General features: G+C 58.6%; 18 protein-coding genes. 6 read left to right on the top strand and 12 right to left on the bottom strand.

Translation table 11 applies throughout. From position 1 onward, the window contains the following. Positions 1-147: 147 nt before the first annotated feature. Positions 148-528, bottom strand: coding sequence for a hypothetical protein (locus tag C2L65_RS41800; protein ID WP_042309122.1), 381 nt, complete (start codon positions 526-528; stop codon positions 148-150). Between the two features lie 504 nt (positions 529-1032). On the opposite strand from C2L65_RS41800, the gene C2L65_RS41795 reads away from it, so the two are divergent. Beyond that, entirely contained in the window at positions 1033-1365 is a 333-nt protein-coding gene (locus C2L65_RS41795; protein WP_042309121.1) for an H-NS family nucleoid-associated regulatory protein, read from the top strand. Between the two features lie 57 nt (positions 1366-1422). On the opposite strand, the gene C2L65_RS41790 is transcribed toward C2L65_RS41795, so the two are convergent. Beyond that, positions 1423-1836: a hypothetical protein gene (locus tag C2L65_RS41790; RefSeq protein WP_233446754.1), complete on the bottom strand. Its 414-nt coding sequence runs from the start codon at positions 1834-1836 to the stop codon at positions 1423-1425. A gap of 296 nt (positions 1837-2132) precedes the next feature. On the opposite strand from C2L65_RS41790, the gene C2L65_RS45920 reads away from it, so the two are divergent. Further along, on the top strand, positions 2133-2480 hold the full coding sequence (locus C2L65_RS45920; RefSeq protein WP_156132307.1) for a hypothetical protein: 348 nt from the start codon (positions 2133-2135) through the stop codon (positions 2478-2480). Positions 2481-2969: 489 nt separating this feature from the next. On the opposite strand, the gene C2L65_RS41780 is transcribed toward C2L65_RS45920, so the two are convergent. From C2L65_RS41780 to C2L65_RS41765, 4 genes are all read right to left on the bottom strand, one after another. Beyond that, positions 2970-3506: a PH domain-containing protein gene (locus C2L65_RS41780; RefSeq protein WP_042309120.1), complete on the bottom strand. Its 537-nt coding sequence runs from the start codon at positions 3504-3506 to the stop codon at positions 2970-2972. Positions 3507-3528: 22 nt separating this feature from the next. Beyond that, positions 3529-6600, bottom strand: a complete 3072-nt coding sequence (locus C2L65_RS41775; protein WP_042309117.1) for an LPD7 domain-containing protein — start codon at positions 6598-6600, stop codon at positions 3529-3531. Positions 6601-6786: 186 nt separating this feature from the next. Next, positions 6787-7152: a plasmid mobilization protein gene (locus tag C2L65_RS41770; protein ID WP_042309116.1), complete on the bottom strand. Its 366-nt coding sequence runs from the start codon at positions 7150-7152 to the stop codon at positions 6787-6789. A gap of 1 nt (position 7153) precedes the next feature. Then, on the bottom strand, positions 7154-7408 hold the full coding sequence (locus C2L65_RS41765; protein WP_042309114.1) for a hypothetical protein: 255 nt from the start codon (positions 7406-7408) through the stop codon (positions 7154-7156). 326 nt (positions 7409-7734) lie between these two features. Between C2L65_RS41765 and C2L65_RS41760 the strand changes: the two genes are divergently transcribed. Next, entirely contained in the window at positions 7735-8232 is a 498-nt protein-coding gene (locus C2L65_RS41760; RefSeq protein ID WP_052426889.1) for a hypothetical protein, read from the top strand. A gap of 285 nt (positions 8233-8517) precedes the next feature. Here the strand turns inward: C2L65_RS41760 and C2L65_RS46470 are convergent, their stop codons facing one another. The 5 genes from C2L65_RS46470 to C2L65_RS41745 form a co-directional block, all read right to left on the bottom strand. Then, the gene (locus C2L65_RS46470) at positions 8518-8994 is read right to left on the bottom strand and encodes a hypothetical protein (protein WP_174485061.1); all 477 of its coding nucleotides are present in this window, start codon (positions 8992-8994) and stop codon (positions 8518-8520) included. Positions 8995-9030: 36 nt separating this feature from the next. Then, positions 9031-9264 carry a hypothetical protein gene (locus C2L65_RS46465; RefSeq protein WP_208647238.1) on the bottom strand — a complete coding sequence of 78 codons (234 nt, stop codon included), beginning with the start codon at positions 9262-9264 and terminating at the stop codon, positions 9031-9033. Positions 9265-9459: 195 nt separating this feature from the next. Further along, the gene (locus tag C2L65_RS41750; RefSeq protein WP_103254674.1) at positions 9460-9702 is read right to left on the bottom strand and encodes a hypothetical protein; all 243 of its coding nucleotides are present in this window, start codon (positions 9700-9702) and stop codon (positions 9460-9462) included. A 10-nt stretch (positions 9703-9712) separates the two neighbouring features. After that, positions 9713-9853 (bottom strand): hypothetical protein, encoded by a 141-nt coding sequence (locus C2L65_RS45915; protein WP_156132306.1) that lies wholly within the window; start codon positions 9851-9853, stop codon positions 9713-9715. A 16-nt stretch (positions 9854-9869) separates the two neighbouring features. Further along, a complete protein-coding gene (locus C2L65_RS41745) occupies positions 9870-10115 on the bottom strand; it encodes a ParB/Srx family N-terminal domain-containing protein (RefSeq protein ID WP_103254673.1) in 246 nt (81 codons plus the stop codon). A 357-nt stretch (positions 10116-10472) separates the two neighbouring features. Between C2L65_RS41745 and C2L65_RS41740 the strand changes: the two genes are divergently transcribed. Genes C2L65_RS41740 through C2L65_RS41730 form a run of 3 tightly spaced genes read left to right on the top strand, consistent with a single transcriptional unit; the run spans position 10473 to position 12114 of the window. Continuing rightward, positions 10473-10880, top strand: coding sequence for an antirestriction protein (locus C2L65_RS41740; protein WP_042309173.1), 408 nt, complete (start codon positions 10473-10475; stop codon positions 10878-10880). A gap of 53 nt (positions 10881-10933) precedes the next feature. Further along, positions 10934-11761: a DUF932 domain-containing protein gene (locus tag C2L65_RS41735; RefSeq protein WP_081921027.1), complete on the top strand. Its 828-nt coding sequence runs from the start codon at positions 10934-10936 to the stop codon at positions 11759-11761. Positions 11762-11805: 44 nt separating this feature from the next. Then, positions 11806-12114 (top strand): hypothetical protein, encoded by a 309-nt coding sequence (locus C2L65_RS41730; RefSeq protein ID WP_042309112.1) that lies wholly within the window; start codon positions 11806-11808, stop codon positions 12112-12114. A 1496-nt stretch (positions 12115-13610) separates the two neighbouring features. Here C2L65_RS41730 and C2L65_RS41720 read toward each other — a convergent pair. Then, a complete protein-coding gene (locus C2L65_RS41720; protein ID WP_042309110.1) occupies positions 13611-15017 on the bottom strand; it encodes a replication initiation protein in 1407 nt (468 codons plus the stop codon).

Raw genomic sequence — 15017 nt, 5'->3', positions numbered from 1 at the left:
ATGTGTCGCCATGTCTCTCTCCTCGTTGCAAGGCTGGCGCGGTCTCATACGCTTTCGTCATCCGAGTTGCACTGACTCGGCGGAGGGCGCTTGCTGCTGATACTCATTATTTTTGCTTAACTATGTTAGCGGAATTTCCCGGTTCGATTATCGCCCCGGGCCGCCCCAATCGATGCTGTCTACCCTGATTGCAACAATGGACGGGCTCTCCCATCTTCCTTTATAGGTGTCGCATTGTATAGACACCGTATCGAGGCGATCTTTCACCTCCAATACGGCCTGCAGGGAATAGCAGATTTGTTGTTCCGCTTGATAATTGCGCTTATAGTCAACGTCGGCCCCGGTGGATTTTTGCCTCAATCGAGCGGTCACATATTGCTTCGTACCGCTGAAATTCCACAGAAAAACGCGCCCAATGACCACCCAAAGCCCCTCGGCCAATTCTATTCTTAGCACGGCCGTATCGTGAAAGTCGTCCAGGTCGCCCCCATTCAAATTGTCTCTCCGAAGTACCGCATCGACGCTCATCGCACTTCTCCTAGCAAACGCGTAAAGTCATATTAGGAGATGCGCTGGGCGCGACAGCAACTGGACGTACAGCTATGTGCGAAACCACACATAGGACAGTAATCGTCCAGATCCAAAAATCATAGTCGAAGCGTCACACCAGATCTTCGAAGTCGTTAGGAGGCGACTCGTCCAGCGGATATTGAGGTAATTGGTTGGTGTTACCTGTGGGCCTCGCCCGAAGTTCAGGGGCGATTGATCAAAGGCGACGGGGCGGACGACGTCAAGTGTCAACGCCGCCTAGAAGCTCTGCGTTGAAGTACTGCGTCTGTTGGCGCTGAAGCGCCGACTGCAACAATTGAGGTGAGAAAAAATAGCCCCGAAACAGCGACCCCACACTCGATAGCGTTTGAACACGCTTGCGAAAAGGTTTTCGGTCGCTACTGCATTAGAGCGGTATTTTTGATCATTGCGTCGCTCGTGTTGCAGCTACCCTTGAATAGGTCACATTCCAGAGTTGAGCTCATGAAGGGAAAAATCGCCGACGGTGAAGCCCGGGATCGCCTGATCATCTGGATCCGCCGTCGCATGGAAGAGTTTGGTATCTCGATCGAAGCGTTGTCTGCCTCGATTGAACACGACAAGGCCCACCCGCCGCTATATCGCGATGCACGAGGCCACGAATGGAACGGGCTGGGCGACATGCCGGACTGGCTGCTCGCCGCGAGAAATGCCGGCGTCAATCCTGACTTTTTCCGGATCGAAACAGCGCCGGACGTTATAACGCCAAGTGAAATACAGTCTGCCACCACCCAGTTAATCGATCGCCGTCAGCTTGACCTTTTCGACGCAGCGTAGTCGCCTCGCTACCGTACGCATCTGGAAGCTCATCATCATCCTGGCGGGCAACGTTCGTTACGACATTCCAGACTGACCGGTATCAGGAACAGGCGAACTCGCGGTTCCCGCAAGAAAATGCCTGAGACGTTGTTCCGCCTCGATAACCTTATTCAGCGGAACGGTCGCGAGTTGCGAATCGTGCAGTGCCAGAAGGCGTTCGAAAACGGGAATGGTATCCTCAGCGAGCACCCACTCGTCCGACATGTGCGCCAGTTCCAGCGCCGCCTCTACAGCGTATTCCGCTGTCTTGAAGCTGTTGACAGGCTCGTTTCCGTAACCGTCCTGCTGGAGAAACCACGCCATGTACACAGTGCGCATCAGTTCATTAAACAGATGCCTGTTCCCATGACCATCCCGACAGGCGACGAGGGCAAGGTGGGACAACAATGACTGCTCGCGCGCAGACGCCTCCGCCATCGGCAACAACATGGCCTTCGTGAGGTGCTTCCTCGGCCCAGGAGCATGCGCCCCGCGTCGCTTTGAACTCATCTGGTTTTGCTGATGCACGTGTGACACCAGTCATTCTAGCGAAGAAAATCCGCTGCACCGGTAATTGCTGGCTCGTGTTCCTTCCATGCGAAAATGTACTTCGCTAGGGTTGCATCCCCGACCTGGACATTCATCTCATGGACAACGCGACGCGAACAAGACGGCTATGGGTCAGATCTCGTGAATCAGGATGCGGAACACGTCCACCGCAGCGCCTCTCTGCAAGAGAAAAACGAATGACGAAGACTATCAGGAACTGTCTGTTCTTTCTGGCGATGGCTTCGCCCGCACTTGCTGATGCGCACTACGTTGAAGTGTGGAATCCACCCGAGGCACACGGCAATATCGGGCTGGCACAACCGGTTCAAAAAATCACGAAGCGACAATCCGTGAGCGTCCGCCCTGTGCAGCGCCGGTTGCATCATCGGGTCGCCGCCGTGGCGCCCGTTCAGAGCGCTTCGATCGCGACCATTGAGCGCCGCGCTCATGAGCCGCGCTATCAGGACATTCCCCGCAAGATGACACCGGAAGGCAATGTACTTCGGGTGGATGGGCGGACCGCACGGGCAGAGGTTGAACGCTGATGCGAAGCGAAACGCACAAGGGCTATACGTTCTGGGACATTCGATTCTCCAGAAGCAGGACGCCTCATCGCACGAGCGCTATGCTGCCAGCGGCACCATCACGCTGGACAACAAGGTCGTCGAGGCTTCCGGAGTACTTGGCGAATTCAGTACAGAAGAAGAGGCGGAGCTGGCCGGGCTCAGGTGGGCGCGCGCATGGGTAGACCGTTTCAGGTGATGTGTTGGGCGTCGTTCTTGCTCAACATGGGTGTTGTCTCGATGCTGCTCCGCAGAACGAGAGCCCTTGCCTCACGTGCGACATGAACCACTACGGAGCCGATCCGCGCCGCTGGAACGCGATCAGATCAGGCACTCAACGATCGCGCGTACTCGACGCGCGAAATGAAAAGGCGCCGCTGCCTCTTTCCCGATCAGGCATTGATTTCATTGCCGATTGCGTTGTCGCTCGTGGCTATCAAGCACGGATTGTCGCGTTGCAAACGCACCAAGCTAGATCCGCCCCATATTCACTTCGCGAATGCCCTTCGCGTCACGTAAGGCGATTGCTGCGAGGTTGAGGCTATCGCGCAGCCGTTCCGCATTACGCATCCCCGGCAACCGCCAGTGCGGATTGTTCGAGTCACTGGTCAACGCTATCACGGTACCGATGCCGAACGGCCGCCGCCACCACGGGTGCAGCGACGTCACATCATGAATACGGAAAAGCTCGAGACTCTGTACGTGACGGTTGAAAATGCCCTGACGACAGGTAATGCGCGCAGTGTCGATAACGATTTCCGTACACGCGGTTCTTAGGTACGCCACCACGACGCCTGCGGCGATCAGCAGCAACGCGACAAGTGGTGCAAACCACGGCAGGGGCCGACGGGTTGTCGCATACATGTAGGCTGCAAATACGATGATCGCGGCGATCACGCTTTTGATGTAAGCAGGCAGATTCACGATCTGTGACGGTGTGCCGCTGAAAGTCACGCTGTCCGCGACAACCCCGGCACGGTCGCGTTGGAGGGTTGGAAGCCGGGTCATCGGATTCCTCTCGAGTGGATGCTTATCGTTTGTTATCAGGATCGCGGTCTGGAACGTCGGCACTCTCCGGAGACTCCGCATCCCCGCTTCGGGTGGGCAAGTCGTCGCGGACAGGTAGTTGCGTTTGACGTACGGTATTGCGCAGTTCTTCCGACTCCCATGCGTCGCGCTCGCGCTGCGCCGTCCGGCGCTCACGTACTTCGGCATCGAGCTCGGCCAGCCGGACCTGGCGGATCTGTTCCAGCTCAGCCTGTTCAAACACGATGTGCATGCGCGTATCGACGGCCACGCGGGCCGCCGCAGCCTGGAAAGCTTCGGGGCCGGACAGAGACAGCGTGGTCCCGAACTTCTGCTGCGCGAAACGCAGCGCGATCTCGATCGCTTCGCGCTCGCTATCCCATAACCGCAACGTGCGCCCCTCATCAACGAGAAAGGCCACACCATCTTTGCGGTAGTCGACCTCCCCGCTGGCCCGCACCTCATACGTGATAGACGGTCCAGTGTAGATCAGCTCGTTCTGCTCAGGTCCGACCGTTGGCCTGGACACGTGAGATGGTCCACTGAGCGCGATGACTCGCTCGTCGTCGACATGTCTGACGGGCTGGCGAATCTGCTGCATGCGTCGCAGTTCGCGCAACGCTTGCATATCGCCCGTCTGGGCACGCTCCCTCAGAAAATCCTGATACTGCTCTGTGACCGGTTGTCGTCCTGCTCCTTTGAGCGCGTCACGTTCCCTTGAAACCCGATCGCGCAGCGCAGCCTCGGTTTCGAGGCGGTTTACGCGCGCAGCCGACAGCTGCTCCCGCCGTTCGATTGCGGACAGGTCCTTCCGGTCCACTACGCTGCTACGTGCCGCATAGAACGCCGTCTTGATCGCGCCGCGGCGCGCCTTCTCGTGCTGAACCTGCTCATGCCAGGCGCGACGCAATCCATCGCGATACGCCATACGCCATTGCTGGAATGCTTGCCAGAGATTGTGTTCGGGCGTATGACGCGGTGCATGCCCGGGGCGATGTCCCGTTTGCGCGCGATACGTGTCGCGTAGCAGCTGGGCGGCCTCTTCCCAGGAGAGATTCATTTCTTTTGTCAGGAAGTCCGACACGTTCAGGTTGCGCGTACCGGCCCGGATGCGGTCGCCGCCGTCATCGCCCTTCCCGATACGGTATTTCTCGACGATCAGCCCGTGCGAATGCGCAAGTACCGCGAGCAGCCGGCTGGCATCAAGCGTCGCCCGGATCTCCGCAAACTCCGTGCGCGCCCGCGAGCCACGGACGCTGCGTGATTCGACATGATCCCGCGCAAACTGGTCGCGAACGGTATCGGCCTCCCGTCCGGTCGACGCTCGCGCGCGCGAATTGAGCCCTCCAGCCAGATCAGCAACATCACGCTGCGCTGATTCGAATGGAAGCGAATCGATGGCGTCGAGCGACGGGATATCCGCGAGACTGCGGATCTGATCGTGCGGGCCGAAATCGTTCGGCACCGGTCCGCCTCCGAACGCCGGATTCAGACCAAAGGGCCCGCCGGATCGCCCCCGATCATCGAACGGTCCGCCGGCACGGGTGAACTTGTCGGCAGCGGTCACGGCAAGCCGCGCCCGCCCCATATCATCGGCCGCATCCCACGCGGTGTACATGCGTGCCGCGATCACATCGAGCAGGGACGCGCGACCCGGCGCTAGCGGTTCTCGTCCCGCTCGCTCGCGATCGCCAGTCCATCGCAGTTGGTCAATTCGGTCGGCTTGGTGGTTTCCCAGCTCCAGTAGTGCATCAGGCGGCAGAAGCATTTGACGTCGCGCGGCGTCGCCATCCATACCGCGGCCGGACACACTTCGCACACCGTGTGCGGATCCGGACGCCGAACGGGATCGATCGAAGCGAGCGTCAAGGTCGTGATCCGCTCCCTGTCTCCACTTTCGCCGGGGCCCCTCGCGTTCGCGTTGCGCGAGCGGTGGCCCGTGCCACTCCCTCCGCCTTCTCCAGGCTCGCCAGTCTCCCCGATCTCCATCTGCGCCACTGCTTCGTCGTGCCCGCTCATTGCGTCCTCCTCCTGCTGCGTCATAGAACCGCTGTTCGCGATGGTCCAGGATGCGCCGCTGCTCTGTCGGCGACGCGGCCTGATAGTCCTGATAGAAACGGCTACCGCTATTGAGATACTTGATCTCACGCGCGCGGACATCGTTCCACTCGAAAAGCGCATCGAGATAGTGGCCGGGCGTCGGACGCGACACCCCTGGGCCGATGTACTCCGCATGCACGTCGTCGACGCTACGACTCAGCGCGTCGCGCTTGCCTTCAGCATCGAGCTCAATGAATGCCCGCGAGAATACGAATTCCTTCAGGTTCACGCCCTTCGCCGCACCGGGCACCTTGACGTTTTCATATTCACCTTCGCTGCCGGCATTCCGGGTGCGTGTCTCGCCGAATTCGGTTAACAGCACGCGAAAATCCTCGTAACGGGGGACGTCGCGCGAGATCAGTGTCTTGAGGATCGCGGCTTTCAGCTCTCGGTTCATAGGCGCAAACACGTCGCCTTTGTATCGGCTGATCATCTCCGACGCATCGGTGAATTGCACACGCCGGTTGTCCTTTGGACTCGCCAGCCCGTATTTCGCGTTGATGTGCTCCTGGAAGGCTTCAAGGTAGCGGTGATGCCGGTTGACCTTGCCGAACGGCTCCAGTCGATGTCCTGTGAGCAGGTTCACTTCGGGTATTACGACATGCAGATGGACCTTGCGCTCGACAAGCTCGCCGCTGCGCCGGTCAGCGTAACTCTTGAGTCGCGGCACATGCGCTTCCGCATAGAAGGTGTATTCGTCGGGCCGGTACGCCGAAAAGGCGAAAGCCTCAAATTCACGCACGATCTCCGCGAGGACCTCACGCGAGACCTCATCTTCCTTGAACGACAGCGTCACATTGATATAGCGTTCCGCTCTGGTATCCATCGACTGGATGATGTCGTTGGTCAGCGTCAGATCGCCCGCGAGAATGACGCGTTCATCCATCTCGTCACGCTCGAATTCACGATCCTGCTTCTGGCCCTCCTCCAGATACGCCTTGATACCGTCGTGGTAACCGCGAACCCGGATTAGCATCACTCACCTCGAATGCGGGTATCTGCGCGAACCACCAGCGCCCGGCAACGCAAGACCGATCGTCACTCTCGAATTCATGACAATCAATGGGCGCATGCCATAGGCATCCCGCTCATCCAGTATCACGTGCTTTGTGACCACTGCTGCCATGTTGGGAGGATCGCTGCCCATGCGCGTTGTACCCTGTCAGTCCACTTTCTCGAGCGTGCTTCTCAGATAGCGCGAGATCATCTGCAGCTGCGTGAGCAGTTGCTCGTAGGTCGCTTCCGACAGATCGCCGCTCAGGTATTCCGAATTCGCGCGATGCGCGATCTGGTTCAGGTTGTTGCTGGTTTTGTTGAAGATGTAGAGCAGTCGCTTGCGGTCCGCACTGGCGACAGGTCGTGCGATCACCTGGGTCCGGTTCGTCAGTACCGCCTGCCTGAAAAATTCAGACTGCGTCAGCCCGCTTCGGTTCACCTTATCAAGATAGACCGCGCGGTCCGCATCCGACAACCGGAATGCAATTGGTTTTCCCAGACCTGCCCCATCGTTGCTCTTCTTGCGCGGCATGTCATAGCCCCACCGGATGCGTCCAGTCTGCCGCCTGACCGGGGAGATCGAAACGTGTTATGTCGCCGTCGACCGGATGGGCACGGAATTCATATGCCGGCCAGTACGCCTCGCATTCGTTTAACGCGCGCATCGCCTGATCGCCCGTCATGGGACAGGTATAGCCCGCCCACGGAAGATATCGCCATCGCCTGCTGCGCCCTGACGCGTGGGGTTTCATCACGCGCTGGATTACCCATTCGCTGGTCGGAATCATCGCAAGCTCCTTCTATGCGTATTGCATACCAGGCAGTGCTTAGTGTTGCCGACAAACCTGTCGGCGCGATGGACGCGGTGCAGTGGTCCGCGTCGGGGTTGCAAAGGGGCCCTGCCCCTTTGGCACGAGATATTTTACGAAGCGCGTAGCGATCCGTAAACATATCCGACGTGCCTCAGTTCTTTTCCGTCAGTCCTGCTTACGGCACAAGTATGACACGTCTACCCCACGATTACCCCACCCTACCCCAACTTTACCCCTTTTGCATGACACCTTTACCCCGTTTATATGGCAGCATTACCCCATCGTTGAGACACCCGCTTCCCATGTCCGAAATCGATACCCACCGGGCCATCGCTTCGCTCGCGCCCGAGGCCGATACGCAGGCCAGACGATCCGAGTCCGCGCGACTCGCGGAACTCATTGAGCATGTTGAAGCGGCATTTGCACGTGGCGTGTCGCGCGAGGAAGTGCTCGCCCGTCTTCATGAAAGCGGCTTCACAATGAGCCTTCGCACTTTCGATAAGGCGCTCTATCGGATCCGCAAACGGCGCCATCCCGCACGATCGGTTCGTCGCCCGGCCAGTAACGCGGCGCCTGCACCCGCTCCGGCCAGCATCGCCAGATCCGGAGAAGTCGGGACGGAAACCCTCTCGAATGGCCGCACGATCAGATCGGCTGCACAGTTGCGCCTGGAAAACCCCACGCTCCCGGACGTGCAGATCAGCAAACTCTACGCGCAGCAATACGCGGATCCGGTGGTCACGATGGACGAACTCGAAGAGATGAAGCGAAAGTACAACCCGCCGCTCATAAAGCGCTGAACCGTCTTTATCCCGCACGAATGACCATGCCCCATGATTTGCGCGCGCCGCGCGCAGGCGTACGGATTCTTCAGGGCGGCAGGCTGCCTGCAGAAAAGGGACGGCTTCAGGCTTCGCATGCCGCGCCGTTGACAGGTCTACCCGGTTGGTTACCCGATCAGTCCGGCGTGTGTTGATGGAGCCGGACGCGCGAGCGGCCCGGCTTCTTTTTTTCCGGCAATGCAAAAGCCGCCCAGGCTTTCGCCCGGACGGCCAGAGAACTGATACGGCTGAATGGAGACGGCTTCAGGCGGCTTCTGCTTCCTCAACGTCGCCGTCTATCGGCCTGTCGCCCGTCTGGTCGGATTCGTTGAGGGTTACAGTTTCCCGTTCGCTTTCGGGTTCGGCCTCGTCGTCAGGGTCTCCGCCTGGGCTCTCGTCATCGTCCCAGCGTCCGTATGTGATCCGCTCCGGTATCTCTCGGTTACGCAGCACTTCCGGCAACCAGCCCGAGTCCGTCATACGCCGCTCGGCAGCCGCCGCTGCATCACCCTTCTTCATGCCGCGCAGTTCACCCGCAGCCTGGGTCGAAACGGTCTCCCCCACCACGGTGACGATCCGGTCTTTCGGAACGTGCTCGAAATAGCCCGCGCGCGTCGCCTTCCAGTAGCGCGTGATATCCACTTCAAGCGTATTCGCCAGTTCGTTGACGGGGTGCGCACGATCCGCGGGGCTGATGCCGTCTACCGTCGCCGCCGCGCAGAATGCAAGGAGGTTCGACATCACATTGGTATCCTGCTGGTGCAGCCACGGCAGTAGCTAGTCGGTCCGCTTCGGCAGCATTCGCGCCCACTTCGACAGCTCGCCTTCAAGTGCCTTCCATGCAACGCTGTCAGCCATGTCGTCGGCATTGGACACCAGCACATCGCGCGTCGTATGCACATCGATCTTGACTGCACGATCGGTGTAGGCGTGACCGTACAGGTCATCGAAAACAACGGGAATCATGCGATAAATCAGCGACGCAGGCGCAACACCTGGCTGCAGGTACACAGCCACTCGCTTGCAGCGTTTTTCGCCGTGCAGGGGGCCGCTCCCTGGGTGCGTGCTGCTGCGTGGCCGTTTACATCATCGAGATAGACGAAGGCTCCCGCTCCTTTCATGTCATCCGCATCGAACGATTCGAACCGTTCAGCAAACGTCGCAGCGGTAACGTCAGCATCGCGCCGGTCCCTTGCGACAGTTGGATCAGCCGATCCATAGCGAGTCAGTTTGGCAGGTCGGGGGCTTCGATCTGTCCGGCGTTCTGGTCATCACTGAACAGATCGCGTCCAACGCGTGGCCACCTGCCGCCTCGTAGGCCTCTTGGCCGACAAACTCCGCGAGCGTATCCTCGCGCGCATCGATTTCAAGGGTTGTGATCGCAGCACGCAACTCCGACGGCCATTGTTGCCACGCGTTGTCCGCATCGTTCCATACGCGCTCCTGCATAGCGTGATCGTCACGCCAGCACCTTTGCCTGCTCATAGTCGAGTCTGTCCTCACGCAGCAGGTCAAGCAGGATCGGCGACAGGTTGGCGATTTTCAATGCGCGACGCACGGCGATGTCCGGCACCTTGGACAGCGCTGCAATGTGCGCCACGCTTTTGCCCCCTCCGTCAAAAGCCGAACGCGACCCACTTATCCGCGATATGCATCGCCTCGCGTGTGCGGTTCTCGATCAGCGAGGTCGCCAGGGCTTCACCTTCGCTCACGTTCAGTACCGGTACCAGGTAGTCCTTTGTGATTCGCCCCTGCTCACACAGTAGATCTAGCGCGGCCAGACGTTGCTGTCCCGCACACACGCCGAGCTTCGGCAGTTTCGCGCGACTCGTCATTTCATGCACAGCGAGGTCCAGTATCACGCCCTTGCGTCAATCGCTTCCGCCAACGCCTCAATACGGGTCGGGCTTTTCTTACGCACATTCAGCGGTGAGCGGCAAAGGCGGCTGAACAGTGCGCACTCGATAGTAGCTGTCCCGATTTCCCTGTTTTTCACTCATCGGACTTGTCCGGTTTTGCCATCGCTCTATTGCAAGACATATTTTCATATTAGAGGTCTATTAGTCCATATATTGATGGATTAATAAAAATAATTACCCTGCAATAATCATTAAACACATTTAATTATTTATATTCAAATCGAATTTCCGTAATAGGGCTTTATGTCCTAATCTGGAAAGGTGCCGCGCAATAGAGCGATGGCCAAACCGGAGAAACCGATGCTCGAAACTAAAATCAATTCGTCGCTCGTCCCGGACGAACTTCGCATCAATGTCCTGCCCCGCTTCCTCGGTCGTCACTACCTGACCGGCGAATCGATGGTCTATGACTGGGCTGCGCGCCTATGTAGTAGCTATGAGGGTGGCTACTGGAACTTCTTCGCGCTCTCGAATGGTGGTTTCTATATGGCGCCCTCGAATATCGACCGCGTGCATGTCCGCTGGCATATGAACGGCTACAGCGACTTGATGGGAGCGGACGCCTTCGGCATTACGGTCACACTATTCGCTCTTTGTCACCTAGCAGAGCACACGATCGATGACGCGATCGTCGCGCGATATCACCAGTTGCGAGAGTTCGCCACGCAACATCTAGAGGCAGCCAATATCCTCCGCGCAATCGATTAATCAACCGGCCCCGGCCTGCAGGCCGGGACTGCTCCTACTTCTGGGGAACAGCAATGAATATGCTTGCAAGCCGCTTCGGCGGCAACGCACTCGCCTTGCGCGCGGATCACCCGTTATCCAATGACGAGATTGGCGAAATAGCGCCCTCCATCCTGGCGCATGCAGCGCATGAAAGTCGTTCGGATCGCTACAGTTACATCCCTACCGTTGATGTGCTCGATGCTTTGCGCAAGGAAGGTTTTCAGCCGTTCATGGTTTGCCAGACTCGCGTGCGGGACGATGGCAGACGCGCATATACGAAGCACATGCTTCGCCTGCGTCACGCAGACCAGATCAGCGGATCTGAGGCGAACGAGATCATCCTTTTGAATAGTCACGATGGGACGAGCAGCTATCAGATGCTCGCCGGTATGTTCCGCTTTGTCTGCAAGAACGGGATTGTGTGCGGCGATAACGTAAGCGATATCCGCGTGCCGCATAAGGGCGATGTCGTAGGTCAGGTGATCGACGGCGCATTCAAGGTATTGGACAGCTTCGAGGGTGCTGCACAGCAGCGCGAAGACATGGCGGATACCGTGCTGGACGAAGGCGAGCAGACAGCCTTCGCCCGGGCGGCGTTGACGCTGCGCTATGACGAAGACAAGCCCGCGCCCGTCACTGAAAGGCAGCTTCTTGCACCCCGTCGTATAGAAGATCGCGCGGCCGACCTCTGGACGACATTCAACCGCGTTCAGGAAAACATGCTCCGTGGTGGTCTTCACGGTCGCAACGCGAACGGCCGGGCAACCACGACCCGCGCTGTCACCAGCATCGACCAGAACGTTCGTCTTAACCGCGCCTTGTGGGTGCTCGCCGACGAAATGCGCCGCCTGCGCGGCTAACTGGGTTCCCCGGCCTGCAGGCCGGGGTCCGACCAGGAGACATCATGGATAAGCCCAATACCCGACCTACCTGGTTGGCGGCCCTCCTTCCCTTGCTAGCGATGTGGCAGTACGGAGATCGAAATATCGTTCGTGGCGAACTGTATCGCATGGCATTGTTGGCTGACGCAGCAGTACGATCAGCAGACGCGCTGATACGCATCGCGGACATGCTCGACCGTAACGGGCACGCCATTTGCATTCATCGTGAGGAGTTGTGGTCCATCGCACGCACCGCTCTCGCCGATTTCGAACGGGTACCACCCTCCGGACCTGTTGCGATGCCCATCGAGCACAACGGATATCGCCAATGAGGCTCGCCGAGGCCAATTAACATGCAACGCCCGCGCAAGGTTGCGCGGGCTTGCGAAGTTTCAATGACTAGGGCTTCGACTACAGGCAAGATCGAACAGGCACTCAACTACTGGCGCCTCCGATAGGCCCCCGAGGAGGATGGTGCGCTACGCGTAACGACGCGTCCCCTGGCCGAAGCCTACGGGTTGATTGATAATCTACGAGCAGGCATCGTCTATCGAGGCGTCGCGGATTGCCCCTAAGCAGATGGACGCCATTCGTGTTGCGCTGTATCAGCGAGAGCTGCCACTGTAATGGCGTGTCAGACAGTTGACGGCCGCCGTAACCGAGCAGCCGCCCTCCCCGCTGCAAGCGAGACGTCGGATAATCAGGGTGTGTCGCGCGCGCCGCGCGCCCGGATCGAGACACACCGGGACCCGCGCGGAATGCGTGGGGAGAGTGCCGGCGCGCCGCGGATCGCGACGGAACGATTTGAATCGGGCGCAGGCAGATGTTTGGTCGGGGTCGTCAAGCGCCCGGAGGGCGCGTGTGTCCCCCGCGGCGATGCCACGGGGGATACACGCAGGGTTCGAAAACAAGGAGTGGTCTTGCCAATGAGTTACGGAATCACTATCCGCCCTGAGTGCTTGCGCCCAGCCGACGACGGTTGGGAACGACCGCGAGGTGCGGAGATCCAAGAGGTGATCCGGATGACTGGACTGCCGGGACGAGCGATTGCTAGATATCTTGGCATGTCCGAGTTGGGCGGCCGCCAAGTACGCCGATGGATCAGCGAAGATGCCACAATTCCCTACTCTGCATGGGCCCTGCTCTGTGATCGCGCCGGCCTCGGATGTATTTGGCGACCAAAGGAAGGTTGGAGCGCCTCGTCCACAGAACAAAACTGAGATATCGCTTCATTGAGGCTTTGCCAGCGACAGCGGTCAAACATTCAGTCAGCTCACCGCATGCACTTGTCGCCACCCGCCCGCGCTCGCGCGAGTATTAAGGATCGGCGTCAAGCGGCAAACGAATCGATCGTGATCCTCTGGGGGGACCGCCTGCATCTGATCGTTGCGCAGGGAGTCTGGTCCGTCATGGAGTTGTTACGCGCCTACAATATTTCGACGTGTGCTAGACGACCGACCGCGTGATGATTATTTCCCCGCTTGAACCGTACTTTCTCAACCGCATAGAAATACCTTTGTAGCGACGACCCAGTTTGCGCTCGGACATACTTCTTGGCCCCGATCGGCAGAAGGGATTCAGTACCGTATAGCCCGCGTTCGAGAGGGGCAGTACCCGTACGGAAGGAAGAGACTCTCAGTTGCTTGGGGACTGATGCCACCGCACTCGAATGAATTAACGTCAGAGATGGGTTCCGGCGACGCGGACGAGCGCCAAGTATTGATCGTGAATCTCAGTGCACCAAAGAAAGAAAATCCGACATACACCGCGTGCCCCTATTAGGGGGTGGCCAAATCTATTGCAATCCCGCAGATGTTATTTCTGTCATTTACGCAGCCGCGCGCGACGAATTCACGCGTCCGAATATGAATTGCCCCAAATACCACACCAGCTCTGCATTCGCGACGATCTCCTCCTCTGTCACCGTCGCGGCCTCGAGCTTCATCCGACGCAGCATGAGCTTGCCCTCCCTCGACGCCACCCATGCGCGGACCAGTTCCTTGCGGGTTTTGGCGTCGGCCGCGTTGAAGTGTTCACGGCCCTTGCGCGACTCCTCGTTCATACGTGCACGGACTTCTTCTTCGCGCGAAGCGATGGTGTGTGCGACCGAAGCCTGAGTCTCTGTCTTTATCACCGCCGCATCAGTTTCTTCCGTAAGCAGCTTCGCCTGAACCTCGACCATCTTCCTCTCGGCTTCAGACATCTTCCAGTTATCACGCAAAGCGCGCATCAGGTAACCGGCGGGACTGCGTTTTATCTGTCCGCGATTAAGCTTGAAACGTGTGTATTCGACAGCTTGCTGGATATGCGCATCGGTCCAGACTTCGCGGTTCTCGGAAATTTCGCTGAACTGCTTCGTGGACAGGTTGAATTCTTCCTTGAGAATCTTGTACAGGTGGCTGGCGTCAGCCAGGCTGGCCAGCGCAGCGTCAGCGGTATCCTTGCGCTTGAGCAGGAACCTAATACGGTCGATTTTCTTCGATGCGCTGGACTCGGTCCGGGTTTCATAGGACAGCTCGATGTCCGACACCTCATTGATTTCACGCACAGCTGGCTCAAGCCAGTCGCGCTTGAAGTATTTGAAAATGGCCGCATTCGCGCCCATTTTGCCCGGCCAGTTTCGCATGTCTTCAAGCCGTATCCATTCCGTCCGGCCATTCGGGACACTGGGCAGGACCTGGTCATAGATCGCGCGCGCCAAGCTGCGGGTAAAGGCCGTCGAGATGCGCAGACTCAGCCAGTGTGATTTTTTGGGATCGCGGATATGCGGAACCAGACGGGGATGTACGTCGAACCGGATGCGCCCGCGGTGAAAGCCGACCATGCCCATCAACTGGACCGAAACCCATAGATCGTTTTCGTTTGGATCGCGGTCGAGCGGCGTGTCGGTGACCTGAATCTTCGCATCCTGCGCTTCTTCTGCGATAGTGCGCAGGTGCTTCAGATTGCGGCTGTCGTAGCGCATCAGCCACTTGAAATAGTTCAGTTCGACGTCGTACTGGTCCCGTGCTTCCTGCTCCTGGGCAACAATGAAATACGCGGCGTCCAGAAAACGTCGCGCCGGCAATCCCATGTTGACGACCTGGGTGAAGAAATTATTGCGCTGGTAACCAATTTCACGGCTGGCTTCGCTGATGGGTAAGCCCAGGTCGAACATGTCCTCGAACAGCGCAAGCGCCATCTGCCGAGGCGTCACGTTCGGCTTGCCTTCTTCCGGATTGTCCTGCGCCGCCAT

Source organism: Paraburkholderia terrae, from assembly GCF_002902925.1.
Taxonomy (GTDB): Bacteria; Pseudomonadota; Gammaproteobacteria; order Burkholderiales; family Burkholderiaceae; genus Paraburkholderia; species Paraburkholderia terrae.
This window is presented reverse-complemented; position numbering and strand designations above follow the sequence as displayed.

Excerpts from the sequence above, each read along its gene's own strand:
- C2L65_RS41800 (WP_042309122.1), bottom strand. The coding sequence starts at position 528 with ATGAGCGTCGATGCGGTACTTCGGAGAGACAATTTGAATGGGGGCGAC.
- C2L65_RS41795 (WP_042309121.1), top strand. The coding sequence starts at position 1,033 with ATGAAGGGAAAAATCGCCGACGGTGAAGCCCGGGATCGCCTGATCATC.
- C2L65_RS41790 (WP_233446754.1), bottom strand. The coding sequence starts at position 1,836 with ATGTTGTTGCCGATGGCGGAGGCGTCTGCGCGCGAGCAGTCATTGTTG.
- C2L65_RS45920 (WP_156132307.1), top strand. The coding sequence starts at position 2,133 with ATGACGAAGACTATCAGGAACTGTCTGTTCTTTCTGGCGATGGCTTCG.
- C2L65_RS41780 (WP_042309120.1), bottom strand. The coding sequence starts at position 3,506 with ATGACCCGGCTTCCAACCCTCCAACGCGACCGTGCCGGGGTTGTCGCG.
- C2L65_RS41775 (WP_042309117.1), bottom strand. The coding sequence starts at position 6,600 with ATGCTAATCCGGGTTCGCGGTTACCACGACGGTATCAAGGCGTATCTG.
- C2L65_RS41770 (WP_042309116.1), bottom strand. The coding sequence starts at position 7,152 with ATGCCGCGCAAGAAGAGCAACGATGGGGCAGGTCTGGGAAAACCAATT.
- C2L65_RS41765 (WP_042309114.1), bottom strand. The coding sequence starts at position 7,408 with ATGATTCCGACCAGCGAATGGGTAATCCAGCGCGTGATGAAACCCCAC.
- C2L65_RS41760 (WP_052426889.1), top strand. The coding sequence starts at position 7,735 with ATGTCCGAAATCGATACCCACCGGGCCATCGCTTCGCTCGCGCCCGAG.
- C2L65_RS46470 (WP_174485061.1), bottom strand. The coding sequence starts at position 8,994 with ATGTCGAACCTCCTTGCATTCTGCGCGGCGGCGACGGTAGACGGCATC.
- C2L65_RS41750 (WP_103254674.1), bottom strand. The coding sequence starts at position 9,702 with ATGCAGGAGCGCGTATGGAACGATGCGGACAACGCGTGGCAACAATGG.
- C2L65_RS41740 (WP_042309173.1), top strand. The coding sequence starts at position 10,473 with ATGCTCGAAACTAAAATCAATTCGTCGCTCGTCCCGGACGAACTTCGC.
- C2L65_RS41735 (WP_081921027.1), top strand. The coding sequence starts at position 10,934 with ATGAATATGCTTGCAAGCCGCTTCGGCGGCAACGCACTCGCCTTGCGC.
- C2L65_RS41730 (WP_042309112.1), top strand. The coding sequence starts at position 11,806 with ATGGATAAGCCCAATACCCGACCTACCTGGTTGGCGGCCCTCCTTCCC.
- C2L65_RS41720 (WP_042309110.1), bottom strand. The coding sequence starts at position 15,017 with ATGGCGGCGCAGGACAATCCGGAAGAAGGCAAGCCGAACGTGACGCCT.